27 protein-coding genes, 1 tRNA gene and 1 rRNA gene are annotated in these 25222 nt (G+C 33.0%); 17 read left to right on the top strand and 12 right to left on the bottom strand.

The annotated features are described in order from the left end of the window. The first annotated feature begins 87 nt into the window (after positions 1 to 87). From folE to MK119_RS11690, 8 genes are all read left to right on the top strand, one after another. Complete coding sequence (folE, locus tag MK119_RS11725; protein WP_290678768.1) at positions 88 to 789, top strand: GTP cyclohydrolase I FolE; 702 nt, start codon at positions 88 to 90, stop codon at positions 787 to 789. A 3-nt stretch (positions 790 to 792) separates the two neighbouring features. Continuing rightward, complete coding sequence (locus tag MK119_RS11720; RefSeq protein WP_290678765.1) at positions 793 to 996, top strand: hypothetical protein; 204 nt, start codon at positions 793 to 795, stop codon at positions 994 to 996. Between the two features lie 100 nt (positions 997 to 1096). Beyond that, positions 1097 to 1780, top strand: a complete 684-nt coding sequence (locus tag MK119_RS11715) for an SDR family oxidoreductase (protein ID WP_290678762.1) — start codon at positions 1097 to 1099, stop codon at positions 1778 to 1780. Between the two features lie 3 nt (positions 1781 to 1783). After that, the gene (locus MK119_RS11710; RefSeq protein ID WP_290678759.1) at positions 1784 to 2245 is read left to right on the top strand and encodes a TspO/MBR family protein; all 462 of its coding nucleotides are present in this window, start codon (positions 1784 to 1786) and stop codon (positions 2243 to 2245) included. Between the two features lie 6 nt (positions 2246 to 2251). Beyond that, a complete protein-coding gene (locus MK119_RS11705; protein WP_290678756.1) occupies positions 2252 to 2740 on the top strand; it encodes an SRPBCC family protein in 489 nt (162 codons plus the stop codon). Continuing rightward, entirely contained in the window at positions 2730 to 4034 is a 1305-nt protein-coding gene (locus MK119_RS11700) for a deoxyribodipyrimidine photo-lyase (RefSeq protein WP_290678753.1), read from the top strand. The genes MK119_RS11705 and MK119_RS11700 overlap by 11 nt, the downstream gene beginning before the upstream one ends. A 148-nt stretch (positions 4035 to 4182) precedes the next feature. Then, positions 4183 to 5154, top strand: a complete 972-nt coding sequence (locus MK119_RS11695) for a fasciclin domain-containing protein (RefSeq protein ID WP_290678750.1) — start codon at positions 4183 to 4185, stop codon at positions 5152 to 5154. Positions 5155 to 5444: 290 nt separating this feature from the next. Continuing rightward, entirely contained in the window at positions 5445 to 6278 is an 834-nt protein-coding gene (locus tag MK119_RS11690; RefSeq protein WP_290678747.1) for an OmpA family protein, read from the top strand. Between the two features lie 81 nt (positions 6279 to 6359). Here MK119_RS11690 and murA read toward each other — a convergent pair whose 3' ends face one another. The 8 genes from murA to MK119_RS11650 all read right to left on the bottom strand — a co-directional run bounded on the left by murA (position 6360) and on the right by MK119_RS11650 (position 15374). Beyond that, positions 6360 to 7667 (bottom strand): UDP-N-acetylglucosamine 1-carboxyvinyltransferase, encoded by a 1308-nt coding sequence (murA, locus tag MK119_RS11685; protein WP_290678744.1) that lies wholly within the window; start codon positions 7665 to 7667, stop codon positions 6360 to 6362. Positions 7668 to 7688: 21 nt separating this feature from the next. Continuing rightward, the gene (locus tag MK119_RS11680; protein WP_290678741.1) at positions 7689 to 8327 is read right to left on the bottom strand and encodes a DUF4290 domain-containing protein; all 639 of its coding nucleotides are present in this window, start codon (positions 8325 to 8327) and stop codon (positions 7689 to 7691) included. Positions 8328 to 8430: 103 nt separating this feature from the next. Next, entirely contained in the window at positions 8431 to 8721 is a 291-nt protein-coding gene (locus tag MK119_RS11675) for a DUF493 family protein (RefSeq protein ID WP_290678738.1), read from the bottom strand. Between the two features lie 64 nt (positions 8722 to 8785). Continuing rightward, positions 8786 to 10090 (bottom strand): T9SS type A sorting domain-containing protein, encoded by a 1305-nt coding sequence (locus MK119_RS11670; protein ID WP_290678735.1) that lies wholly within the window; start codon positions 10088 to 10090, stop codon positions 8786 to 8788. 268 nt (positions 10091 to 10358) lie between these two features. After that, positions 10359 to 10670 (bottom strand): hypothetical protein, encoded by a 312-nt coding sequence (locus MK119_RS11665; protein WP_290678732.1) that lies wholly within the window; start codon positions 10668 to 10670, stop codon positions 10359 to 10361. Between the two features lie 271 nt (positions 10671 to 10941). After that, positions 10942 to 14079 (bottom strand): T9SS type A sorting domain-containing protein, encoded by a 3138-nt coding sequence (locus MK119_RS11660; protein WP_290678729.1) that lies wholly within the window; start codon positions 14077 to 14079, stop codon positions 10942 to 10944. 12 nt (positions 14080 to 14091) lie between these two features. Beyond that, entirely contained in the window at positions 14092 to 15024 is a 933-nt protein-coding gene (locus MK119_RS11655; RefSeq protein ID WP_290678726.1) for a hypothetical protein, read from the bottom strand. A gap of 119 nt (positions 15025 to 15143) precedes the next feature. Beyond that, positions 15144 to 15374 (bottom strand): hypothetical protein, encoded by a 231-nt coding sequence (locus MK119_RS11650; RefSeq protein ID WP_290678723.1) that lies wholly within the window; start codon positions 15372 to 15374, stop codon positions 15144 to 15146. A gap of 491 nt (positions 15375 to 15865) precedes the next feature. On the opposite strand from MK119_RS11650, the gene MK119_RS11645 reads away from it, so the two are divergent. The 5 genes from MK119_RS11645 (at position 15866) to MK119_RS11625 (ending at position 20416) form a co-directional block, all read left to right on the top strand. Further along, entirely contained in the window at positions 15866 to 16411 is a 546-nt protein-coding gene (locus MK119_RS11645) for an ATP-binding protein (RefSeq protein WP_290678720.1), read from the top strand. After that, positions 16408 to 18306, top strand: coding sequence for an ATP-dependent DNA helicase RecQ (locus tag MK119_RS11640; RefSeq protein ID WP_290678717.1), 1899 nt, complete (start codon positions 16408 to 16410; stop codon positions 18304 to 18306). Before MK119_RS11645 ends, MK119_RS11640 begins: the two co-directional genes overlap by 4 nt. A 3-nt stretch (positions 18307 to 18309) precedes the next feature. Beyond that, a complete protein-coding gene (fmt, locus tag MK119_RS11635; RefSeq protein ID WP_290678714.1) occupies positions 18310 to 19257 on the top strand; it encodes a methionyl-tRNA formyltransferase in 948 nt (315 codons plus the stop codon). A gap of 179 nt (positions 19258 to 19436) precedes the next feature. Beyond that, positions 19437 to 19712 carry an HU family DNA-binding protein gene (locus tag MK119_RS11630; protein WP_290679028.1) on the top strand — a complete coding sequence of 92 codons (276 nt, stop codon included), beginning with the start codon at positions 19437 to 19439 and terminating at the stop codon, positions 19710 to 19712. A 134-nt stretch (positions 19713 to 19846) separates the two neighbouring features. Further along, positions 19847 to 20416, top strand: a complete 570-nt coding sequence (locus tag MK119_RS11625; RefSeq protein ID WP_290678711.1) for a YqgE/AlgH family protein — start codon at positions 19847 to 19849, stop codon at positions 20414 to 20416. Between the two features lie 118 nt (positions 20417 to 20534). On the opposite strand, the gene MK119_RS11620 is transcribed toward MK119_RS11625, so the two are convergent. Both MK119_RS11620 and MK119_RS11615 read right to left on the bottom strand, forming a co-directional pair. After that, complete coding sequence (locus MK119_RS11620) at positions 20535 to 21374, bottom strand: aminotransferase class IV (RefSeq protein ID WP_290678708.1); 840 nt, start codon at positions 21372 to 21374, stop codon at positions 20535 to 20537. A gap of 52 nt (positions 21375 to 21426) precedes the next feature. After that, entirely contained in the window at positions 21427 to 21813 is a 387-nt protein-coding gene (locus MK119_RS11615; RefSeq protein WP_290678705.1) for an START-like domain-containing protein, read from the bottom strand. Between the two features lie 132 nt (positions 21814 to 21945). Here MK119_RS11615 and MK119_RS11610 point away from each other — a divergent pair. The 4 genes from MK119_RS11610 to MK119_RS11595 all read left to right on the top strand — a co-directional run bounded on the left by MK119_RS11610 (position 21946) and on the right by MK119_RS11595 (position 24407). Then, positions 21946 to 22019 (top strand) — tRNA-Met (locus MK119_RS11610). Between the two features lie 372 nt (positions 22020 to 22391). Next, on the top strand, positions 22392 to 22961 hold the full coding sequence (locus MK119_RS11605; protein WP_290678702.1) for a DDE-type integrase/transposase/recombinase: 570 nt from the start codon (positions 22392 to 22394) through the stop codon (positions 22959 to 22961). A gap of 419 nt (positions 22962 to 23380) precedes the next feature. Continuing rightward, positions 23381 to 24202 (top strand): N-acetylmuramic acid 6-phosphate etherase, encoded by an 822-nt coding sequence (murQ, locus tag MK119_RS11600; protein ID WP_290678699.1) that lies wholly within the window; start codon positions 23381 to 23383, stop codon positions 24200 to 24202. Next, complete coding sequence (locus tag MK119_RS11595) at positions 24183 to 24407, top strand: DUF6095 family protein (protein ID WP_290678695.1); 225 nt, start codon at positions 24183 to 24185, stop codon at positions 24405 to 24407. Before murQ ends, MK119_RS11595 begins: the two co-directional genes overlap by 20 nt. Here the strand turns inward: MK119_RS11595 and MK119_RS11590 are convergent. Both MK119_RS11590 and rrf read right to left on the bottom strand, forming a co-directional pair. Then, complete coding sequence (locus MK119_RS11590) at positions 24400 to 24852, bottom strand: hypothetical protein (protein WP_290678692.1); 453 nt, start codon at positions 24850 to 24852, stop codon at positions 24400 to 24402. The genes MK119_RS11595 and MK119_RS11590 overlap by 8 nt on opposite strands. A gap of 235 nt (positions 24853 to 25087) precedes the next feature. Continuing rightward, a 5S ribosomal RNA gene (gene rrf, locus MK119_RS11585) occupies positions 25088 to 25197 on the bottom strand. Positions 25198 to 25222: the final 25 nt, after the last annotated feature.

Here is a 25222-nt window from a genome sequence, read left to right as displayed (position 1 = left end):
TATTAGTAAAAAAAGCTATGATTCTTTTTTAAATCTATTTTATTTTGTTTAACTTTATATTCAAATAATTAAACATTTTTTTAATATATGAAAACTGCTGACGTTTTAAACCAATTGAGTGATACTTCCCTGTCCTTGAATGGGTTTGATCATGATGAAATTGGGGATGAACACCTACTTACAGGTATGGAAACTCCTATGCGTACAGATGCTTTCGAAATGCCAGACAAGGAAAAGAAACAAAAAATTGCCTATCATTTTCAGGAAATTATGGAAACGTTAGGTCTTGACTTAACTGACGACTCATTAAAAGGAACTCCTAAGCGAGTTGCTAAAATGTACATAGAAGAAATTTTCTCTGGGCTTGACCCAAAAAACAAACCTAAAATAGCATTGTTTGATAACAAATATCAATACAATCAAATGCTTATTGAGAAAAACATTCAATTTTATTCAAATTGTGAACATCACTTTGTCCCAATCATGGGAAAAGCGCATGTAGCATATATTTCCTCCGGGAAAGTAATTGGATTATCGAAACTAAACAGAATTGTTCAATATTACGCAAAGCGACCTCAGGTACAAGAACGCTTGACTAACCAGATTGCTATTGAATTATGCGAAATATTACAAACTGAAGACGTAGCTGTAATTATAGATGCCAAACACTTATGTGTTTCATCAAGAGGAGTTAAAGATGACTCTTCTACAACAATTACATCCTATTATGGTGGTGTATTCAACACTCCCGAAAAAATTCTAGAATTACAAAACTTTTTAAACAATTAAATTATGGCAACTATTTTTTCAGAAGTATCGGACTTTGAGAAAACAAAGTTCATATCAAGAAGTGATAAAATCACTGCAACCCGAGAAGCAAAGCGTTTAATCTTAGGATTGAATGAAATTTATAAGCAGAAAAAAGATCCTGCAATTATGGAAATTATGAAGCGTTTGACTGTGCTTAAAAGAAAGTATGAAAAACGTTTAAAATAAACTTACCCCGAACTCAAGGTTAAACAATGCTAATAATTAGCCCTTATTGGCATTGTTTTCAATGAGTAAAACAACAACAACAACCTATCAATCCAAACAAATGAAAAATATTGTAGTAATTGGAGGTAGTAAAGGTATTGGTGCTGCTATTGTTCATTCCCAGATACAACATCACAATGTGATTAATATTAGTAGAACCGCTCCTGAAATAACTTCCAATAACTTAACGCACTATAGTTGTGATATCCTTGAAGATGAACTTCCTGATATAGCATCAATTGATACACTTATCTATTGTCCGGGAAGTATCAACTTAAAACCTGTTTCACGACTAAAAATTGACGATTTTAGAAATGATTATGAAATCAATGTCATAGGTGCAGTAAAGTCAATTCAAAAATATCTTCCTATTTTAAAAAAAGGAACAAACCCTAATATATTATTGTTTAGCACAGTAGCTACTCATTTAGGAATGCCTTTTCATGCAAGTATTGCTGCCGCAAAATCTGCTGTAGAAGGCTTGGTGAAAACATTGGCTGCTGAGTTTGCTCCTGTCATTCGTGTTAATGCCATTGCGCCAACTGTTACCGATACTACGCTTGCGAGCAAGTTGTTGCGAAATGAAAAAATGATTGAGAACATTGCAGAACGCCATCCTTTAAAAAAGTTTTTGCAACCACAAGAAGTAGCAGATATGGCAGATTTTTTAATCTCTGACAAGGCAGGTTCTACTTCAGGTCAAATTTTTACGATTGACTGTGGAATTGTGAGTTTAAAATTATAAACTATGAACTTTATTGCACGTCTTATCCTGTTCTTAATCATCAACTTTGGAGCATTAGGTATAGGCATTATTTTAATGAATGATGGACCAAGAACTGATTGGTATTTAAACTTAGATAAAGCTCCATGGACACCGCCAGGATGGGTTTTTGGTTTTGCGTGGACAACTGTAATGATATGTTTTTCAATATTCATGGCTAAACTCACGGATACTAAAATCAATAAAGTTTTAATACTAGTATTTACTTTTCAATTTATATTGAATATAAGTTGGAATTATGTCTTTTTTAACCAACACAACATCTCTCTTGGAATGGTAAATTTAATTGTACTATTTGCGTTGATTACCATGATGACATTTACAACTAGACCTAAAGAAAAAATATACAGCATATTTATACTGCCCTATTTTACATGGTTGATCGTAGCCAATTCTTTAAACGGCTATATTTTATTTATGAATTAATATTTTATGCGAAAATTTAGCACGAAAGGAATTGTGTATCGGTTACACAGCAAACAAAACCTTCCCATATCTCTTGAAGAGGCATGGGATTTTTTGTCAGATCCAAAGAATTTAAAAACCATTACGCCTGATTATATGAGTTTTGACATTCTCACAGAAGATTTGGGCAAAATGTATCCCGGTCAAATTATCCAATACATTGTAACGCCCATTTTTAAGATAAAAATACATTGGGTTACTGAAATTACACAAGTAAAGCACCTACATTATTTTGTTGACGAACAACGCTTTGGACCTTATTCTATGTGGCATCACAAGCATTTTATCAGAGAAATTCCCGGCGGTGTAGAAATGGAAGATATTATAGATTATAAAATTCCACTTGGTTTCTTGGGGCGATTGATGTATCCTATTTTAGTTAAACCCAAATTGAAAGAAATATTTGAATACCGAACTAAAAAATTAACTGAACTATTTGGAACGTATGAAGGATAATTATGTACTTTTTTGGCATCGAAGAGATGTACGTATCGAAGATAATATTGGTTTATACAAAGCTTTAACTTGTGGTAGTAAAGTGATCCCATTATTTATATTTGACAAAGACATTTTAAGTAATTTACCACAAGATGACGCTCGTGTTACGTTTATACATGAAGAATTAGAAAAAATCAATAATACACTTCAAGAAAACTATGGAGTTTCGTTCATGGTTCAACATGGAAATCCTTTAGAAATTTTTCATAAACTAACACAAAAATTTACCATTACGGCTGTATATACTAATCATGATTATGAACCGTATGCTATTGCCAGAGATGAAAAAGTGCGTGAATTTCTAGCGACCAAAAATATTGCATTTCACAGCTTTAAAGATCAAGTCATTTTTGAACGCAATGAAATTGTAAAAGCAGATGGTAAACCATATACAGTGTATACTCCATATTCAAAAAAATGGCTAGCCACTCTTAAGAAATTTGATTATGAAAGTGTTAATTGTAGTGCTCATTACGGAAACTTTGCTAAAACATCTTTCAATTTTCCTTCTCTTGAAGAGATCGGATTTATAAAGTCTACTATTAAAGTACTTCCATATACAATGACTGAGAACATCATTGCTAATTATGAATCCACTCGAAATTTCCCTGCTATAGAAGGAACTTCCAAATTAAGTCCACATTTGCGATTTGGTACTGTAAGTGTTCGACAATGTGTACAGAACGGATTATTATCTGAAGAAAATACTTTTTTAAAAGAACTCATTTGGAGAGAGTTTTTTATGCAGATTCTTTGGCATTTCCCTGAATCAGTCACAAACAATTTCAAACTAAAATACAATGGTATCAAGTGGCGTAACAACGAACAAGAATATAAAGCTTGGTGCGAAGGGAAAACAGGGTATCCTCTAGTAGATGCAGGTATGCGCGAACTCAATGAAACTGGCTATATGCATAACAGAGTTCGTATGATTACAGCAAGTTTTTTATGTAAACATTTACTAATTGATTGGAAATGGGGAGAAACATACTTTGCAAAAAAATTACTGGATTTTGACTTGGCTCAAAATGTTGGGAATTGGCAATGGGTTGCAGGAACTGGCTGCGATTCTTCTCCATATTTTAGAATTTTCAATCCAACTTCTCAGATCCAAAAGTTTGATAAAGCACACGAATATATTCGAAAATGGGTTCCTGATTATCAAGAATTTACCTATCCAACTCAAATTGTAGAACACAAAGAAGCCCGTATACGCTGCTTAGAGAGATACAAAAGTGGAATTGAAACCTAAAACCAATCCTTGTTTTGTTTAAACTTTCATTGTTTTTAACAAACAATTAACACATTTTGTTTAACATTATTTAATTTTCTTTAAACAAAATTATTTATATTTGTGACGATCATTAAAAAAAACTAATCACAAAAAGCAACAAATTGTTATGAAAAAGAAAAAAACACTTATCCTTATGGCTTTTGTAATCTCATTATTCACACTAACCTCGTGTAGTGACGATGATAATAATGTTGTTACTCCAATACCAAGTAATACTATCGCAGATTTCGTTGCTGCAAACTCTGACTTTAGTTCTCTAGGAGCAGCTTTAGACAGAGCTGGATTAACAGGAGTATTAGATGGTACAACAGCCTATACAGTATTTGCTCCAAACAATGCAGCATTTGATGCATTTTTAGCATCAAATGGGTTTGCTAACTTAGAAGCTGTACCAACTGATGTATTGACACAAGTGTTATTGAATCATGTAGTGAGTGGAACAAACACTTCTTCTGATTTAAGTACTGGTTATATCAAAACATTGGCAGAAGAAGCAACCACACAAAACACACTAAGTATGTATGTAAATACTAGCAATGGTGTTGTATTAAATGGAGCGGCTACAGTAACAACAGCCAATGTAGATGTTGATAATGGTGTTATCCATGCTGTAGATGCAGTAATTGATTTACCTACAGTAGTAACTTTTGCTACTGCTGACTCAACTTTTGGATCTTTGGTTGCTGCACTAACAAGAGAGGATTCATTTACATATGTAGCTACACTAAGTACAAAGACATCTCCAGCTCCATTTACAGTTTTTGCGCCAACAGATCAAGCGTTTGCTGATTTAGTTGCGGAATTAGATGGAGTAAATTCTTTAGCAGATATTCCAACAGCTACACTAGAAGCCACTTTAAACACGCACGTTGTTGCGCAAGCAAATGTATTAGCATCTACATTAACAGATGGAATGATCGTAAGCACATTAGGTGATAATTTTACTATAAACACAACTAATGGAGCAACTTTTACAGATTTAAACGGAAGAACTGGTAATATTATAGTGACAGATGTACAAGCAGTGAATGGTGTAATTCACGCTATTGACAAAGTAATTTTACCAAGTTTAGAATAATATATAACTAATGAATTTAACCGCTTTAGTTATATTAAATATTTTGACAATATACAGTTGATAGAATTTGAATTCTATGAACTATTACAATAGAACCAATGACGCTAGTCATTGATGTTCAGGCAGTGAATGGTGTAATTCATGTTGTTAATAAGGTTATATTACCGAATCTAAATTAGGTGTATTAGATTCAAAAAAACCATTTTTAAGACTGATAAGGGTAACTATTTGTTTAGTTACCCTTATTTATTGATATAATTTTGTACCTTTTTGATTCCAAAAGGTAGCCCATGAAACAACTACTTATTATAGTGTTATGTAGTATTAGTTTTTGTCAAGCACAAGATATTGCGTTTGATATTTATTTTGATTCTGGAAAGTTTACATTATCTAAAAAACACACCAAAAGAATCAACCAAGAATTGTCTAGTTTGGATAGCACAACAACCTATAATTTTGTTGTTAAAGGTTATACTGATTTTGTAGATACCGAAAATTTCAATCTTGAGTTATCTAAAAATAGAGCGAGTTCAGTGACTACTTTTCTTAAAAACAACTATAAACCTTTAATCAACTCTATTGAAAAAGAAGCCAAAGGCGAATTACCTACCGAGGAAGAAAAGCAAAATGAACGTATTGGTGTTAAAAAACATCGAAAAGTATCTGTAATTGTTTCTAAAAATGATCATAAACCCAAAGTAGTCAAACAAAAGCAGAATATTTATGTAGTTCCTGTCAAAAAATTACGTGTTGGCGCTTCCTATTCTTTTGGTAAAATTAACTTTAAAACGGGTAGAGTTACACTAATCAAATCATCTAAAAAAGAACTAGAAAAGCTTGCTAGATTTTTAAAGAAAAACCGAAACATTCATATTGAAATACAAGGTCATGTATGCTGTGGTGGCAATGACGATTCTGATGCATTAAATAGTGATACAGGTTTGCAAACACTTTCTGTAGATAGAGCGTATTTTATTTATAAATATCTTATAAGTCGAGGAATTTCTAAAGAACGACTTACCTATAAAGGATATGGGTTTAAGTTACCTTTGCGCTATCCTGAAAAAGGAATTAGAGATCGTAGTGCCAATAGACGTGTTGAGATTAAAATCACGAAAGTGTAGTATAAATTTTCTTCATAAAAAAATGAACCATCTTATCTTTATAAAATGATTCATTTCTATATGTTTATCTAAAAGTACTTTTTACAAACGAACAATCTTTGCGCCAATAGCACGTAAACGTTCGTCTATATTTTCGTAACCTCTATCAATTTGTTCAATATTATGAATCGTTGAAGTTCCTTTGGCAGATAATGCAGCAATTAATAATGAGATTCCTGCTCTAATATCTGGCGAAACCATTGTAGTTGCTTTTAATTGTGATTTAAAATCGTGTCCAATAACGCTTGCTCTATGCGGATCGCACAAAATGATTTTTGCGCCCATATCAATCAATTTATCTACAAAGAATAAACGACTTTCAAACATTTTTTGATGTATCAAGACACTTCCACGTGCTTGTGTTGCTACTACCAATATAATACTTAATAAATCTGGTGTAAACCCTGGCCAAGGCGCATCGGCAATGGTTAAGATAGAACCGTCTATATAGTTTTGAATTTCATAACCATCTGTATGTGCAGGAACATAAATATCATCTCCTTGACGTTCTACTGTAATTCCTAATTTTCTGAATACATCAGGAATTTGACCTAAATCGTCCCAACTTACATTTTTAATAGTGAGTTCGCTTCGCGTCATGGCTGCCAATCCAATCCAGCTTCCAATTTCAATCATATCAGGAAGCATTCGATGATCTGTTCCGCCTAATTCTTCAACACCCTCAATTATTAATAAATTAGAGCCAACACCACTAATCTTAGCTCCCATTCGATTCAGCATTTTACACAATTGCTGTAAATAAGGTTCGCAAGCAGCATTATATATTGTTGTCGTTCCTTCTGCTAAGACAGCAGCCATTACGATGTTTGCAGTTCCGGTAACAGAAGCTTCGTCAAGTAACATATACGTTCCATGTAACTTTTCCGCTTCTACTCCGTAGAAATAATCTTCTCTATTATATCTAAATTTTGCACCTAATTTTATAAAACCTTCAAAGTGCGTATCCAATCTTCTACGTCCAATCTTATCTCCTCCAGGCTTTGGAATATATCCTTTTCCAAAACGTGCCAATAAAGGTCCAACAATCATGATAGAACCTCGAAGTCCTCGTCCTTCTTCTTTAAATTGTTCAGATTCTAAATATTTAAGATTGATATCATCGGACTGAAAAGTATACGATCCAGGTCCATTTTTTTGAGTTTTCACGCCTAGGTTTCCTAAAAGCATGATGAGTTTATTGACGTCAACAATATCAGGGATATTACTAATTGTCACTTTTTCAGATGTCAATAAAACAGCACATAAAATTTGTAATGCTTCGTTTTTTGCGCCTTGTGGTTGAATACTTCCTTTTAACTGATGACCACCTTCAATCTTAAAAGTCCCCATAAAATATGATAATGAATTTTGTTAGTAACGTTTTCTACTGTTACGATTTTTGTTATTTCGTTGTTGATTTTTGTTAGAAAACTTCTTCTTTTGTTTCATCAGATTTGAAGCGTCTGATAAGTCTTCTTCTTTTGCTGCTAAATCGATTTTCCCATTACTCAATTCAAGTAAATGTTTAAAAATAACAGCATCTTCAACCGTATCTTTATTCCAATTTAAATAACACTTTTTCATGTGATTTGCAATAGCAAACTCTAAAGCTTCTTTCATTTCGCCTTCATCCCAACTATTAGCCACATCAATCATTCGTTTGATATTATTTCCATAGAAACGATATTTAGGAAAGTTTTGTGGATATCCAAGTGGTTCCGGACGCTCTTGTAATAACTCTTTAGAAGGCTTTGGAAATGGAGATTCTACATCCAATTTAAAGTCAGACATAATGAACAACTGATCCCACAATTTGTGTTGAAAATCAGGTACATCACGTAAGTGTGGTTGTAAATTTCCCATAACGCCAATAATGGCTTTTGCTTGCTTGTTTCGCTCTGCTGCATCTTCTGTAGCTACGGCAATATCGACCATTTTTTGAATATGTCGACCATATTCAGGAATAATCAATCGATGGCGTTCTGTATTGTACTCTAGCTGCTCAATCAAAATAAAATGTATTAGTAAGGTATGTTATTGAAGTAAAATAAAGTTCGTGTGAAGATTATTTTGTGATTGCAAAATAGTAAAAAAAATCTATATATGTCAGTAGTTATAAAGAAATTATGCCTTCTACTTGACTTGCTTCCTTATATTTTTCAATAACGGCGTCTGCGCTTTTCATCTTTGCGGTAATAGTTACGCTTGTGTATGTTCCTTTTGAAGACTTTTTTGTATCAATTACAGCTCCAAGGTTATCAAAAATTTGGTGTACTTCTTTTATTTTTTCATCACTAGAAGGTACAATGAATTTGTACATATACAGCGCTGGAAACTTTGTAGTATCTTCTAACTGTGTTTTTAATTTTGCATAAAACGCTTCTGGATCGTTTTTTAAACTCATGCTGTCTTTTTTTTCTAAATGAACGGCAAAGATACAGCTTCTTTGAAAACTTTTGCTGTTTCTGCTATTTGATTACTTTTTTGATCATTATTGCATTATTCATCGTCACCTTTAAGAAGTAAGTTCCAGAGCTTAATTGTGTGACATCAATACTAGTTACTTGTAAATTAGACACTTCTTTTTTTGTTAGCATTCTACCAAAACTATCAAGTAATTCAATAGCTTGTATAGGTTTTTTAGAAGTTATAGAAAGTTGATTTTCCACAGGATTTAGAAAAATTTGTAGTGTATATTCAGTAACTTCATCTACACTTAAAACGCAATTAACCTGTGTACCAGGTTCTATCACTAGTGTTCCATTATTTACAGACCAATGTTCCCAAGTTCCGCCAGATCCAGTTTTCCAATCTCCTAAATCGAAGGCATTACTTCCAGTAGTAGTCCCTTTTACTTTATAAACTTTCAATGCTTGTCCACCTCTATCCCAATGTAAAGGAGTATTGGGTTCACAGGTTTCTGGTAGCATATCAGAAAGTTCACAATTTACCTGAATGAAGTAGGCATTATCATCAAAAGAAGGATAATCGCCAAAAACTCTAGCTGCACCATTTTCATCAATACAAACCGCTGTATATTCATCGCAAGCAATTCCTTTCATGTGAATAAAACCAGCACTACTATAATCCGCAAGTATTCGGGCTAAAAATGTGGTATGACGACCTCTACGGTCAGGATCATCATAATGTGTATCTGTAATCACATCATTTAAATACCAATTATTCAAAAAAGGAGCATTTGGAACTGTTAAATCACTATCGTACGGATTTGCCAAAGCTTGTGCAGAAGTAATTGTTCCATTTTCTGCTGAAAAATAAAATCTACCTAAAATTGCCATTCCTGCACTGGTACCACCTATGACTAAGTTTTCAAAATTGACAGCGTTATTGATTAAATTTTGCACTTCTGTATCACGCCAATACGAGATATAATTCCACTGATCTCCACCAGCAAACCAAATGGCTTCTGCTTCTTGAATTCTTTGCAATACGTAAGCATCATTGCTCGCCGTACTGTTGTTAAATACAATCGTTTCCACAGAATTCACCGTCACACCCAATTCCGAATACATATAATTATTATATCCGTCTGATCCGCTCGCACGAAGCACCAACACGTCTCCACCATTGGCACGTTGCAAAAACCATTGCATTGCTTCGTCAGACTCCGAAGCTCCGCCCATTAAACACGAACGACCTAAGGGAGTTTGCTCAAGACTTGTGGCACTTCCTGTTCTGTAAGATGTATATGATTGTGCAAAGCTGTTTAGCGTAAATAATAAGCATAAAGCAAAGGTAAAGTTCGTTTTCATAAATAAAGTCGTGAATTTCAAATGTAGGGAAAGTTACACAACTTGCAAAGGAAACTTGTATGGGGATAAATTACTTATTGTGTTGTCTTGGTAGACTTCTTAGACGCGTATTACTTTTAGCAATTTTAATCTACTTAGACTTTTCAATCGAAGTTAATTTCACAAAAATGAATAGCTACTGAAATACCGAATGGAAGATAAAAAAAGCAGACCACATCATACCCAAATATACATGCAGGGCACCATTAAGATTCATTAAAATCTTGTATTATTGTTGTTGTTCAATTTTAAACCAGCCATTCCATACACCTCCTGTTTGATAGCATGTAAAATATTCTCCTGCTTCAGTAAGCGCTACTACCTGAATTTGACCTCTCAAATCAGTTGTAGCAGCTACTCTGACAGCTCCATTCAAAGGTTCTCTCGAACCTCCTGCAACTCCGAAAAGTACCTCTGCTTGAGACCATACTAATTTATTTCCTGCTTCTATTTGCCATGTGTGCGCTACATTCTTTGCTTCGTCAACATAAAAAGCTTGTACACGTCCGTCAGAATTTGTTGCAATAACAAAATTGTTCATAATTTATAATTTTAGGTTTCCTACTCTGTTTAAAATTGGCTTTTCGGGTTTCACCTGTAAAAATCAAAAAAGAGAATAACGAATTCATTATTTAATCTTTACAACAATTTAAAGATGCGACCATTCTTCTTGTTTTTATCAGTAGGAATTGCTTGTTTTCACAAAACGGATAGAACTACCAATGTGTAGGAATAAACTATTACCAAGAAGAAGTAATCACCAAGCAACTAGCAAAGCTTTTATTATCCACTTAAAATTATAATTAATCCGTCTATTTCTTAAGCAATTTAACCGTTTGAATATGTACTCCGTTTGAGACTTTAATTAAATAAACACCTTTACTCAAATTACTTACATCAAGCTCTAATTTTGGTTCTTTCATTTCAAATATTTTAATTTTTTGTCCTTGAAAATTAATTATTTCTACCTGATATTGCCCATCAAAATTCTCAAGATAAATTGTTGTTATATCTGTGACTGGATTTGGAAACAAGGAAAGGTTTTCTGACGCAGCCTCTAAGGTTCTACTTTTACTCTCATCTGTGTTATAGACTAAATTTTCCCAAGGACTTGTACGCTCAGACTTAAAGCTATTCGACCTGTTAGGCTCACAAGGATGGATAAATGCATCAAATACACTTCCATTTTGAGCAATAAAATCTGGATGTAAATCAATAAAATCTCCTGCTCTGTATTTCACATTTTGTTCAGCTTGTATTGTTGCAATTGAATGAATTTGTCTACGAGCTTCTTTAAAGACATATGAATTCCCATATGTTCCAGACTCATAAAATATTTCGTCTTCTGGACAAACAAAACAACCTTCCCAAAGTCCTCTACCAAAAGTTCCTACTCGCAATTTATTTTGTATATTGTATGGTTTTATGCCTCTTTTTTCAATATTAGGAAGACCAGTTCCTACTAGTGTCCAGTTGTAGTTTCCTGTATCTAAATCACTTCCATGTAAATAAAAAACGCCACAATCTTGAACCACATAAATTCCTTCATGAGTACCTTGTTCAATGGCAATATTATAATCATTTGCATGTTTAACACCACATTTGGGTAAATTACCAGTAATGTCAGTATATATCATATCTCCTTGACTATTTATATCAAGCATAACTGCTCTATACTCTGAATAAGAAGCATCAGTATTACCACTAGTGGTAAAATAATACCTGCCATCTATATAATGGCTCTCTTTTACACTTCCGAACGCTGTGTTAATAATAGGCTGCCCTGTGTCATAAGGCATTTTAATTTCAACCCAGCTATTCATAACTACCTGAGGATCTGAATTATTAGCTTTATTGCAATAGAACAACACTTGGTTACCTCCATTTGGAGTAAATTCTACACCATTTGCAAATAGAACATTATCATTTTTTTGTGAAGCACTTAGTTGTGTTAGTATAAGGTCGTTACCATTGGGTAAAAATTGAGAAAAGTTAGATATCTTGGTTCTAGTTGTTGGAATGATTCCAGGGACCAGTTCAGTTTTATAAACATTCCCAAAGTTAACACTATTCTCCACTCCATGCGTATATAATACAGTTCCATCCTGAGCAGGTTCATACCATCCATTATAATTAGTTGAATACGCCGACGGGAAATCTAAATCTACAGATGGAGCATAATAATTTACCGAAACAAAATCCGTTGTTCCTGTTTGACCACTGGCAAAATAAAATTGATATTCATCCTCATCAATTATAGTAGCACCGACTCCATCTGATATGCCAGAGAACATATTCCAGTCATGTGTTAAGTTCGGTTGGTTATACGAACTATTTAATCGGGTTGTACCATCATGATCTAAAGAAAGTAATATTTTATTCAGATCATTTTCACTATGATCAAACTTTTGAACCATACCAACTCCTAGCCCTAGGTCTTTACTTTCCCATGTTACGCCATTATCTACAGATTTAGATATACCTCCATGATGCGCCACCCATACTTCATTTTGATGTTGAGAATGTGGATGCCATAAAAAATATTCTTTATCATCGTGTAGTCCGCTGTTTGTAGGTTTCCCTATATTATTAACAAAACCATTATTGGTTCCAGATAATCCTAGTTTAAAAGAATAAATAATTTTTTTATCATCAAATGGATTTACGGCAAAAGCAAAACAAGCACCGAAATTTGATGAGCCTTCAAATTGAGATTGTAACATATCTTCTGAAAGATTAAACAATCGTAAAGACCAAACTTGTTTCAAATTGCCTGTCTTAATATTGCAATGTATCTTTGCTTTGTATGGATCTGCGCCTGAGGATAAATTAGATGGAGAAAATTCAAATGTGGCTGCTTCTTTCTCAATGGAACTGAATACTTCTTGACTTGTTTGCCAACCATTTTGTGTTACATACGTCTTTACACTAGAGACGTTTGCCGTGCCAAAATTTTCTATTACTTGAAAACTAGTTGCAAAAAAATTTCCATCTGGAAATAGTTCGTCAGATTTTATAATTTCTACATCGAGACATTCAATCATACTAAAACCATTTGGAGACGAAGGAATAAAAACTTCTTCTAATTTATTCGGGTTATCAGGATCATTAATATCGGTATACTTATATAACCCTTTGGACTTGGCAATAAAAATTTCGTCTGGATTATCTGGATTAAAGATTACTTTATTTATCTTACCATAAGATACTATATTTGCAGATAGTAGTTTATGCCAGGTTTGCCCATAATCTCTAGAAATTAAAATTCCACCATCAACACCTAAACGATGAGATTTTCCATTAAGGTCACCTCCTAATGTTGAAACAGCTACGATAGTACCAGGATAGGCTTCAGAAAATTCTGCCCATGCTACTGCAGAAGTATCCCAATTATCGCTAACGCAAGTCCATAACTCTCCTCCATTACTGCTATAAAAAAGACCACCAAATGTAGATCCTACTAACATGCTTAATGGATCATTCATATCTATTCTAATAAATTCAGTATGGCCTATTCCATTTAAACGAGTTTGAGTCCCTGTAGTAGGATTTAATTGACTTCCAGAAGATTTTACTACTGGTCCAAATTCTTCCCACTCGCATCCTTTTACTGACAAATTCTTAATATCTGATTTACTATCTAACGAAGAAAAATAACGTTTCAAACTATAATCATAACTTGCTAGTTTTATTTCCCAATCTGAAATAAATCTTATAAAATCAACGTATGGACTACCTTCTGTTGCCACTCGCTCAATTCCATAAGTTTCAATCTTTTTTTTGTAAAATTCTAAGCCTTCTTTTTTTATATCGATAAAATTATTTTCTCCCAAAATAAATTGATAGGATTCATTTGGATTCTCTCTACCTTCTCTTGAGGTATTTTGACCAAAAGAAACTTGAAACAAGAGCAAGAAAATTATAACTTGTATTTTATATGTCGTTTTCATAATTGCTCAATATTATTTGATATTTTTATTTTTTAATAAGGCTTTTATTTCTTCATTTTCTTTTTTAAGTTGAATCACATAGAGTGTTAGCTCTTCTATTTTTTCCATGAGTTTGGCATCCATTTTAGCAACATCAATTCCTGAATTTACAATTTCTTCTGCGCTTGGAACATTTGGTAAATGTCCTTTTTCTTGAATGTGTTTTTCGACTTGAGAAAGCGTTAATAAATGGTAGTCATCTTTAAAAACGTAATCGGCCCAATCATCACTTGATCTAACTGCTACTCTCGCTTTTTCAGTTAAAATTCCTCTTCCTACATATAAGTTGTAATCTCCCGATAAAGTAGCTCTTGGGAAACTGTTTGGATTATTTGGATCAAGTCCAATACTTACTTTTCCGTTATCTGCCAAGAACAAAAAATGATTTCCAAAACCATCTCCATTATTTCCATTTGTACTTCCATCTGGTTTCCAAAAATTAAGTCCAGAAACACCATTAGACACATACTCTATTCCCCATTGACCATTTGGAGCATTGACATCTCCTCCAAAGACCATCATAGGTCCGCCATAAGAATTGTTTCCTGTAATTTGAATTCTACCATTATGGACATGAAGCTTACTGTTGGGGTTCTCCTCTCCTATTCCTACTCTTCCATTAGTTCTTACTACAAATTGACTAAAATATGATCCTTGGTTAAATCCTGATTTTCGTAGATGGAATAATGTATTTATATTACTACCAGCAAGAAATGTAAATGGACTCGTTATTCTCAAACCTGATTCCATTGTTGCTTCTTCAGGAAGAATAATGTCTGTTTTTGCTGTTGGAGTTACAGTCCCAATACCTACATTCCCATCATCTGGAAATATATTTGTTTGAGAATACGTAAAGTTTACTATTATTAAACTTATTATTAAGAGTAAGTTATTTTTTGTTTTCATAATGATGATTTTAATATTAGATATGGTATGGTTATATTTTAAAGTATTTCTAATTGTATGTATATGCATTTTCAGAATAGAGAGAAAAAAAGCGAACAGAAGTTCGCTTGAAACATTTTTTAACCACCAACATCACAATTAGTAGGTACTCCTCCTTCAGGGTTTCTACTTGTATGTGTCCCAAAAGTGTCACAGCCATCAAGACTTTTTGGTTGTTCATTTGGACAATTAACTCCCATACAATTAGTAACATCTTCTGTACCTCTGTAACCTCCTTTTAATTGTGTAAACTGAAAATTGGAAACTAATCGCTTGTTAAGCTTTAATGATTTTAAATTTTGTTTTTTCATAATGTGTATTTTTAATGTTAGTATTAAATGTGATATAGCTATATTCTTGTTTGATTTTAGCAATCCATTTTTGTAAACTCTCTTCAAGTGCATACTAAAAATGAAATGTTGTTTCGCTGTTTTCTCATTTTAGATTGCTCTATTAATTTTCCGAACTTGGGTATAAGTTTTTCTCGTTCACTCAACATCTTTTATATTTCAAAATATTTTTATAACATTACATATTCTGAATAAATGTTGACTCAAAGTAAATGTGTTGATGCCTATAAAAAAAGGAATGTAATTGGTGTTTTATAAAAGATCAATTGCGTTTTTATAAAACATAAATAAAATATTATCTATGAGTTTTTTCCATTTTTATGAGCTTACAAAACCGTACAGACGAATTAATTGATTTATGTGATTTTCTTTTACAATGGAACCACCAAGCAAAAACAAAAAATTTCATATTCCTATCATTTTGCGTAATTTTACCCCATAAATTATTCAGATTGAACACGAAAAGAATACTTATTTTTGGTGGACCTGGCACAGGGAAATCTACCTTAATTACAGCATTGGAAGAAAAAGGACATGTTTGCTTTCATGAAATTTCAAGAGAAGTAACAGCTGCAGCACAAAAGAAAGGCATTGAACAATTATTTTTAACGCAACCATTGTTGTTTAGCGAGTTGTTACTAAAAGGTAGAATTCAACAATTCAAAGATGCAGGAACACTCAACAATCGCTATGCTTTTTACGATCGTGGTATTCCAGATGTTGCTGCATACATGGATTACACTGGAGACGAATATCCTGATATGTTCCGAGATGCCTGCAAAGACCACGTGTATGATGTAGCTTTTATGTTAGCGCCTTGGAAAGAAATTTATGAGCAAGATAACGAACGCTATGAAAGTTTTGAACAAGCAGAAACCATTCAAAAGTACTTGATTACTGCGTATGAAAGTTATGGCTATTCTTTGATAGATGTTCCTTTCGGAACAATTTCAGAACGTGTTTCATTCATCCTAAATACACTTAATACGCACGAATGACCAAACCGCTTGCACTTCTAGAAAAATATTGGGGACATACTTCGTTTCGTCCTTTACAAGAAGAAATTATAAACGCGGTTATTCAACAAAATGATACCTTAGCTTTATTACCTACTGGCGGAGGAAAATCTGTTTGCTTTCAAATTCCTGCCTTGGCTATGGACGGAATTTGCATTGTGATTTCTCCTTTAGTGGCTTTGATACAAGATCAGGTTGCCAATTTAAAAATTAATGGAATTAAAGCGATTGCCTTAACAGGAGGCATGAAAGCTTCTGAAATAAGTGATTTATTAGACAATTGTGTATACGGAGATTATAAATTTTTATACATATCACCTGAACGTTTACAGCAAGAAATCATTCAGGAACGTATCAAACAAATGCCTGTCAATCTAATTGCTGTAGATGAAGCACACTGTATTTCACAATGGGGAAATGATTTTCGTCCAGCCTATAAAAACATCAATACGCTAAGACAATTACTACCCAATATACCTTGTATTGCATTAACGGCAACAGCAACACCAACGGTAATTGATGATATTGAAACGAGTTTACACTTAAAAAATACAGCGAAGTTTCAACAATCGTTTGCACGTGAAAATTTAGCCTACACAGTTTTAGAAACTGAAAACAAGATACTCACTATTGAAAAAACCTTGCGCAAATACCCACAATCTTGTATTGTGTATACGCGCAATCGAAAAAGTACGATTACGATTCACGAATCACTTTCCAGAAAAGGATTTACAAGTGTATATTTTCATGGTGGACTTTCGTCAGAAGAGAAAAAAAGCAATCTTCAAAAATGGTTGAGCGGAAAAGTACAAACAATCGTAGCCACCAATGCCTTTGGAATGGGGATTGACAAACCTGACGTAAAAAATGTGATTCATGTGCAATTGCCAGATAGCTTAGAAAATTACTATCAAGAAGCAGGACGTGCAGGACGAAATGGTGAGTATGCAAATGCTATCATTCTAACAGATGCAAACGATATTGATACTTTACAAAGACAATTCATACACAACTTACCAAGTGTTGATTTTTTGAAGCTTGTATTCCGCAAAATGTGCAGCTTCTTTCAAATTGCTTATGGTGAAGGTTATGATACCAAACACGCATTGACTTTTTATGAATTCTGTAAAGCTTATCAATTTCCCACACAAAAAACATATACAGCATTACAATTATTGGATAGACATAGTGTGATTCAACTTTCGCAAAATTTTCATCGAAAAACTTCGTTACGATTCAATGTCGATCAATTCAACCTAATGCAGTATTTAGATAAGAATGCTAACGTAAGCTTGATAGCACTAGCTATTTTAAGGACCTATGGCGGCGCTTTTGAACAGAAGATAAACATCAACACACACTTCTTAGCACAAAAATTAGGCATTCCCAAAAATAAAATTACGGAGACCATCCAGCAGTTGGCAAAAGATGAAATCATTCTTTTAGACGAACTACAAACCGATGCCGAAGTTACCTTTTTAGTAGCTCGTGAAGATGATAAAACCATTCATCCAATCGCAAAAGAAGTTAGGCAACAAAACGAATTAAAAAAGAAGCGTGTTCAAGCTGTTATCAATTATATAAAGGACACTGGCACCTGTAAAAATATACAACTACTCTCCTATTTTGGAGAAACCACTAAGAAAGCTTGCGGAATTTGTTCTGTTTGTAAAACAAAAAAAGCAAGTACGCCGACAAATGAATTGCAGTTGCTCGTACGTGATGAGATTTTAAAAGTACTAAAACAACAACCTATGACCTCAACTGAAATTTGTGCTGTTATACCGTATAGAGAAAATCTTATTTTAGAGATAATTCAATTACTTTTGGAAGCTGAAACAATTACATTATCAGAAACAAACACTTATACCATATAATATATGAAAGATTTGAGAATCGTTTTTATGGGTACGCCCGATTTTGCCGTTGCAACACTAAAAGCATTATTAGATGCAAAATATAATGTGGTTGGTGTTATTACTGCGCCAGATAAACCTGCTGGTCGTGGACGTAAGTTGCACCAATCTGCCGTAAAAAAGTTTGCCTTAGAAAACAACTTAAACGTTTTACAACCCACCAACTTAAAGCGCACTTCTTTTGTGGAAGAATTAAAAGCGTTAAATGCGAATTTACAAATTGTAGTTGCCTTTAGAATGTTACCCAAAGTGGTTTGGCAAATGCCCAAATACGGAACCTTTAACTTACATGCTTCGTTACTTCCAAATTATAGAGGCGCTGCACCAATTAACTGGGCTATTATTAATGGTGAAACAAAAACGGGTGTTACAACATTCTTTATTGATGAAAAGATTGATACTGGTGCTATGATTTTTCAGGAAGAACTTGCTATTGATCCAAAAGAAAATGCAGGTTCTTTACATGACAAATTAATGAACATTGGAAGTGGCTTAGTTGTAAAAACCGTTCAACACATAGAAAAGGATGATGTCACAACAACCACTCAAGTAAATTCAGAGAATATAAAGACCGCATATAAAATTCACAGAGATACTTGTAAAATTGATTGGACAGATACCATAGACAATATATATAATAAGATTCGTGGGTTGAGTCCATATCCAGCTTCTTGGACTACCTTATATAATGGAGACAAAACCTATACCATTAAAATATATGAGGTAGAAAAGGTAGAAGAATCGCATTCAAGTGCTGTGGGAAGTGTTGTTAGTTCTAAAAAAGAAGTAAAAATTGCGGTAAAAGAAGGATACATTATTGTTAGAGTTTTACAGCTTCCAGGAAAGCGTTCTATGGAAATTAGTTCCTTATTAAATGGTTTTACTTTCGAAAAAGAGGCAACAGTCTCGTAACCCTTATGTTTACTGATATGAGAGAAAAACAACAAAAAATGGGCTTGTTTATTAACAATCGCATGAAGTTATCAACAAAAACCGGCTTTTCCCGCGCTATTACTTGCATGGCAAAGAAATCCGTATAAATTTGTAGTGCTTTTAAAAATAATGTTTAACCAACAATTAATAATTCAACGATTATGAACAAAACAGAATTAATTGACGCAATGGCTGCTGATGCAGGAATTTCTAAAGCTGCAGCTAAAAAGTCATTGGAATCATTTTTAGGAAATGTAGAAGGAGCTTTAAAAAAAGGAAATAGAGTTTCTCTAGTAGGATTCGGATCTTGGTCAGTTTCAGAAAGAGCTGCAAGAGAGGGAAGAAATCCACAAACTGGAAAAACTATCCAAATTGCTGCTAAAAAAGTAGTAAAGTTTAAAGCAGGATCTGATTTAGGAAAAGCAGTAAACTAATTGTATTTATACATAAATTAGGCAAAAAGCACTCAAAATTGAGTGCTTTTTCGTTTTTATAACTGTATTAAAAAGTATCATATTTGATTATTTCGTTTTTTTTTTATAGATTTAAGTAACCTAAAAAAACGCAAATGATAGCCTTAAAACCCGATAAAGGACATCTTTTAATTGCTGAACCATCTATTATTGGAGACGTATCTTTCAACAGATCAGTTGTTTTACTTGCTGACCATACTGAAGAAGGATCTATTGGCTTTATTTTAAACAAACCATTAAACGTTCATCTTTCTGACTTAATTCCGCAATTTTCAAACGCTAAAACCACATTTAAAGTGTATAATGGCGGACCTGTAGAACAAGATAATTTATATTTTATTCATAAAATACCACATTTGGTACCTAATAGTATAGAAATTTCGCTGGGGATTTATTGGGGCGGCGATTTTTCTTCTATTATTAAATTATTGGAAGAAGATAAATTACAGCAAGATGATATTAAGTTTTTCTTAGGCTATTCGGGCTGGCATGCGAATCAATTGAGTGAAGAATTGAATTCAAATTCTTGGATCATTGTGGAAAATGAATTCAAAAAGGAAATCATTTCCAAGTCGTGCAAGTCTATTTGGCGTAATAAGATGATGGAATTTGGTGGCGAATATTTGATTTGGTCAAATGCGCCCGAAAATCCGAGTCACAATTAGGCTTAGCATTTTAAATTTATAACTCATAAAACATCAAAAGTTGTAAATTACACTCTTGATTTTTTGTGAGTTATTTCTTTAATATTTTACTTGTGCCAAAGAAAAAAGCGTTTTTAAGCTACGCTCCTAACCTGATTCTCATATTCAACTTCGCTATTAAATCTCTTGCAACCGTAGCTGCAAACTGTTTTTTGCGGTATTTTGTAATTGGTACAATTCCTCGAATTACATTCGTCACAAAGAATTCATCTGCTTTTTGAATTTCAAAAGGTGAGATACTTTCTTCTTTTAATTCGTAGTCGGAGGTTTTTTCTAAAATTTCAACCAATTGCTTACGCAGAATTCCTTTTAAACATCCATCGGTAATTGGAGGTGTTTTGATAACATTCCCTTTTACCAAGAAAATATTCCCATTAAGCGCTTCTATGACACTTTTATCTTCATTTACAAGCAAACAGTTATCCAAATCATTTTCTTTCGCATAAATGCTCCCTAATACGTTTACAATTTTATTATTGGTCTTAAGAGTAGAAAGCAATCCTTTGTTGACATAAAAATCTTTATATAAATCTACTTCAAATCGTTCTTCAGATAGTAAATAAAAAGGAGACGCAAGTGAATTTACAGTAACTATATATTCGATATCATTAGAATCTGGTAAATATAATCCACCATTTCCTCTATAAATCGTTAAACGCACACGTGCATTTGTAAGCTCATTTGCTTTTAAGGTATTGAGAATTTCTTCTTCTAGGTGTTCCATAGTAAAATTCATAGGAATTTCCATTCTTAGAATACGCATCGATTCCATTAACCTAAAATAATGATCTTCCCAAAAAAGGATTTTATTGGCAACGACTCTCAGGGTTTCAAAAAGTGAATCTCCATACTTTATCCCTCTATTTTCTGCATCTAAGATAGTTGTATCGTTGCTGATGTTTCCATTAAAATTAATCATAAAAAAAGCCTTGATTTTCTCAAGGCAAATATGGTTTTAATAAATGATTTTCTTAGCGTGAACCTAAAACTTGTTTCAAACTTCCAATTTGATTTTCCCACAACATTTTTGCTTCTTCTAATTCATCCTCTTCGCAGTGGTCAATAACTATTAAAGATACATCTTTCGTAATTTCATCAACGACTATTTTCATTTCAAAATAATACGAGGTATCTTCATCATCTTCCCATTGGAAACGGATGCGTTCATTGTTTTTCTTTCCAAGGAGCTTTGCCATTTCTTCACTATCGTCCCAAATAAATGTAAAATTTTCTCCACGTGAATTCACATTATCTGCAAACCATTCAGACAATCCTGACGGTGTAGACAAATATTGGAATAAAAGCTGAGGAGAAGATTGGATTGGGAACTCGATTTCGTATTTAATTTTATCAGACATACTGTATTTCTTGATTATGTTTTGACAATATATACATTAATTAATAAGTTTAAAAGAAAAGAACAAAAAAAATAATTTTTGTGGAATATTTGCTCAAAAAAAAATAGTTCCTATATTTGCACCCGCAAACACGGCGAGGTAGCTCAGTTGGTTAGAGCGTCGGATTCATAACCCGGAGGTCTCGGGTTCAATTCCCGATCTCGCTACAACATAACCCATTCATTTTGAGTGGGTTATTTCATTTTAGACAGCTTCATTTTCAGTACTCCAGTACTGTTAGGAGTACCTTTTTAATTTTTTCATATATTATAGCATTCACTTAATCAGCCTTTTATGCATCAGACCTCAATTTTAAGACCTCAGGGCTAATTAGGATTACTGTCTTTGCATAAATACTTCAACTTCTCTCATAGCTTTCAACACCACATCTTCATTGATATAATGCCTTCGCAGCACCTCTTTTGAACTATGAGATAACAAAAGCCTGTATCATCTCTCATAGTCATTTCTAAATAGGTTAAATGTAAATTTTCAGATAAAAGTAGGCAAGCAATGAGTTCAAAGATAAAACCACTAGAGTGAATCAAATGTGGCAGACTGATTTTACGTACTTTAAAATCATAGGGTGGGGTTGGTATTATCTATCTACTGTTTTGGATGATTACAGCCGTTATATTATTCATTGGGAACTTTGTTCTACTATGAAAACTACTGATGTGAAGAGATCAGTAGAAGCTGCACCAGAAAAAACAGATATAACTCCTAATAACAGACCAAGATTGATATCTGATAACTGTTCATGTTACATCAGTAACGAGCTAGGTGTCTATTTAGATGAAAAACACATCAAGCATGTTCGGGAAAAATCTAATCATCCTCAGAAACAGGGGAAAATAGAACGTTATCATCGTTCTATGAAAAATGTAGTCAAACTAGAAAATTATTACAGCCCGAAAGAACTTAAAGATCGTTTAGCAGAATTTGTTGAATATTATAACCATTACAGATACCATGAATCTATTAATAATGTAACACCTGCTGATGTGTTTTTTGGAAGAGATCAACAACTATTAAAACAAAGAGCAAAAATCAAAACAAAAACAATGAAACTTAGAAGAAAAAATCAGGTAGTATCCATATTAAATTAATCTCTTATTTTTTTCCTAAATAAGTCCACTTTCGTTAAAAGACTTAAATTGCAGTGAAACTATTCTCACCATATGTATCATATTCTTTACGCCAACGCTGTAATACAGAATAAGGGACATTTAACTCTCTGCTGGTTTAACTGATATTGCCATTGACTTGACTAAGTTTTGCGGCTTTTAATTTAAATTCTTCTGTGTAATGTCGTGCTTGTCTTTTTGACATAATTCTAAGTTTTAATGTGTGAATATAAAACTCTCTTCTTTATGTCCAATCAAATGTAAATATTCCATATTTTCGATTTCATCAAAATATAGGTAATTTAATAGAGATGATTTCTTAAAAAATAGTTTCGATAAAGCTTTTATTTATAACGTAGAAAACCATTCAATAAATACTCAAAATAATGTATTTTTGAAACATGGAATTCATCAAAACAACAGAGCAAGATTCAAAATATAATCATTTAGAAAAAATGACTGTTTTTGAGCTAATTATGAATATCAATAATGAAGACAAAACCGTTCCATTAGCTGTTGAAAAGGCTATCCCGTCCATTGAAAAATTGATTTTAGAAATTGCAGTAAGAATGAAAAATGGCGGTCGTTTGTTCTACATTGGTGCTGGAACAAGCGGAAGACTTGGTATTGTTGATGCTTCTGAATGTCCACCAACATTTGGAGTTCCACATGAGCTTGTTGTTGGACTTATTGCTGGTGGTGATTCTGCCATTAGAAAAGCCGTTGAATTCGCTGAAGATGATACTACTCAAGGATGGAAAGACCTAAAAGAACAAAATATTTCAGAAAATGATACTGTTATAGGTATTGCTGCTTCAGGAACAACTCCTTATGTAATTGGTGCATTAAAAGAATGTAATAAACATAATGTTCTAACTGGTTGTATTACTTGCAACCATAATAGTCCATTATCAAATATTTCAAAACATCCCATAGAAGTAATTGTAGGTTCAGAATTTGTAACTGGAAGCTCTAGAATGAAAGCTGGAACAGCTCAAAAACTTGTACTCAATATGATTTCAACTGCCGTGATGATTCAACTAGGGAAAGTAAAAGGAAATAAAATGGTTGATATGCAACTTAGTAATCATAAATTAGTAGACAGAGGTATTAAAATGATCATGTCAGAATTACAAGTATCTATAGAAACTGCAAAAGAATTATTAGCAGAACATCAAAATGTACGAAAAGCAATTAATAGTTATGACAAAAAGAACAAATAAAGAAGTACTCTCTAAAGGATTAAAACTAATGTTTGGCTCTTTATTATGTATGTTTGCTGGACCTATAATTATAAATTCAGCATTTAAAAACCAAGAGCACCCTCTCTATATCCCTGTACTAATAGTTGGTCTATTGATTGCAGCAGCAGCAATATTTCTAGCCTTTAAAGGTCTTAAAAAAATAATGGATTCAATGTTTAACTAGCTTTTGTATGCTTTAAAACATGCATTGGAGTAGTGGGATTATATCCGAAGTTTTCATCCTTAATTTCTACATCTAAACGATCTAAAACATATGCAATGATAGCATAATGATGAATTGTATGACTGTTTGCTTGTGCTAATAAAGCTCCTAAAGTATATTGCAATGTAATATTTCCATCTCCCAAATTATCTTCTACATCTAATACCAGATTTAAATCTACTGAATGAAGCCCTTTAATTTTATCTGCAATAAATTCAATTTCTGAAATTGCGCAATTACAATCATTTTCCACTCTTTTATCTCGATCTCTTGAAGTCAAATTTACATGCTTACTTTCTAAACCTTTAAAAATACATTTATAAAAATCCAATGCATGTCGAATATGGGATCCAACACTAGAATAATAAGGTCCCACTTCCTTACAACAATAGGAATTATCATTCAAATCGTTCAAAAGTTTTTTAGACTTATATAATGTAATTAGAAGAGAGTTTATAACAACAGTATTCATGAGCAAAATTTATGTATGTCAATATACTAAAAAACTATGAATCTACTATTTACTTAGCATATATTAGGAATCATGACAGTAATATTAGTACTCATCTGAAAAAAAATATTTTTAAACTCCGGGTATTTCCATAAAAAAAACCCTTATCAGTTATGATAAGGGTTTTAAAAAAAGGCGGCGACATACTCTCCCACATTTCTGCAGTACCATCTGCGCTAATGGGCTTAACTTCTCTGTTCGGAATGGTAAGAGGTGAGCCCCATTGCTATAACCACCTTAAATTGTTCAGCGATATTTCGCCGTA

The organism is Kordia sp., from assembly GCF_022447245.1.
Taxonomy (GTDB): domain Bacteria; phylum Bacteroidota; class Bacteroidia; order Flavobacteriales; family Flavobacteriaceae; genus Kordia.
The sequence above is the reverse complement of the archived record's forward strand: the minus strand, read 5'-3'. Positions and strand labels throughout refer to the sequence as shown.

Excerpts from the sequence above, each read along its gene's own strand:
- folE (WP_290678768.1), top strand. The coding sequence starts at position 88 with ATGAAAACTGCTGACGTTTTAAACCAATTGAGTGATACTTCCCTGTCC.
- MK119_RS11720 (WP_290678765.1), top strand. The coding sequence starts at position 793 with ATGGCAACTATTTTTTCAGAAGTATCGGACTTTGAGAAAACAAAGTTC.
- MK119_RS11715 (WP_290678762.1), top strand. The coding sequence starts at position 1,097 with ATGAAAAATATTGTAGTAATTGGAGGTAGTAAAGGTATTGGTGCTGCT.
- MK119_RS11710 (WP_290678759.1), top strand. The coding sequence starts at position 1,784 with ATGAACTTTATTGCACGTCTTATCCTGTTCTTAATCATCAACTTTGGA.
- MK119_RS11705 (WP_290678756.1), top strand. The coding sequence starts at position 2,252 with ATGCGAAAATTTAGCACGAAAGGAATTGTGTATCGGTTACACAGCAAA.
- MK119_RS11700 (WP_290678753.1), top strand. The coding sequence starts at position 2,730 with ATGAAGGATAATTATGTACTTTTTTGGCATCGAAGAGATGTACGTATC.
- MK119_RS11695 (WP_290678750.1), top strand. The coding sequence starts at position 4,183 with ATGAAAAAGAAAAAAACACTTATCCTTATGGCTTTTGTAATCTCATTA.
- MK119_RS11690 (WP_290678747.1), top strand. The coding sequence starts at position 5,445 with ATGAAACAACTACTTATTATAGTGTTATGTAGTATTAGTTTTTGTCAA.
- murA (WP_290678744.1), bottom strand. The coding sequence starts at position 7,667 with ATGGGGACTTTTAAGATTGAAGGTGGTCATCAGTTAAAAGGAAGTATT.
- MK119_RS11675 (WP_290678738.1), bottom strand. The coding sequence starts at position 8,721 with ATGAGTTTAAAAAACGATCCAGAAGCGTTTTATGCAAAATTAAAAACA.
- MK119_RS11670 (WP_290678735.1), bottom strand. The coding sequence starts at position 10,090 with ATGAAAACGAACTTTACCTTTGCTTTATGCTTATTATTTACGCTAAAC.
- MK119_RS11665 (WP_290678732.1), bottom strand. The coding sequence starts at position 10,670 with ATGAACAATTTTGTTATTGCAACAAATTCTGACGGACGTGTACAAGCT.
- MK119_RS11660 (WP_290678729.1), bottom strand. The coding sequence starts at position 14,079 with ATGAAAACGACATATAAAATACAAGTTATAATTTTCTTGCTCTTGTTT.
- MK119_RS11655 (WP_290678726.1), bottom strand. The coding sequence starts at position 15,024 with ATGAAAACAAAAAATAACTTACTCTTAATAATAAGTTTAATAATAGTA.
- MK119_RS11650 (WP_290678723.1), bottom strand. The coding sequence starts at position 15,374 with ATGAAAAAACAAAATTTAAAATCATTAAAGCTTAACAAGCGATTAGTT.
- MK119_RS11640 (WP_290678717.1), top strand. The coding sequence starts at position 16,408 with ATGACCAAACCGCTTGCACTTCTAGAAAAATATTGGGGACATACTTCG.
- fmt (WP_290678714.1), top strand. The coding sequence starts at position 18,310 with ATGAAAGATTTGAGAATCGTTTTTATGGGTACGCCCGATTTTGCCGTT.
- MK119_RS11625 (WP_290678711.1), top strand. The coding sequence starts at position 19,847 with ATGATAGCCTTAAAACCCGATAAAGGACATCTTTTAATTGCTGAACCA.
- MK119_RS11620 (WP_290678708.1), bottom strand. The coding sequence starts at position 21,374 with ATGATTAATTTTAATGGAAACATCAGCAACGATACAACTATCTTAGAT.
- MK119_RS11615 (WP_290678705.1), bottom strand. The coding sequence starts at position 21,813 with ATGTCTGATAAAATTAAATACGAAATCGAGTTCCCAATCCAATCTTCT.
- murQ (WP_290678699.1), top strand. The coding sequence starts at position 23,381 with ATGGAATTCATCAAAACAACAGAGCAAGATTCAAAATATAATCATTTA.
- MK119_RS11595 (WP_290678695.1), top strand. The coding sequence starts at position 24,183 with ATGACAAAAAGAACAAATAAAGAAGTACTCTCTAAAGGATTAAAACTA.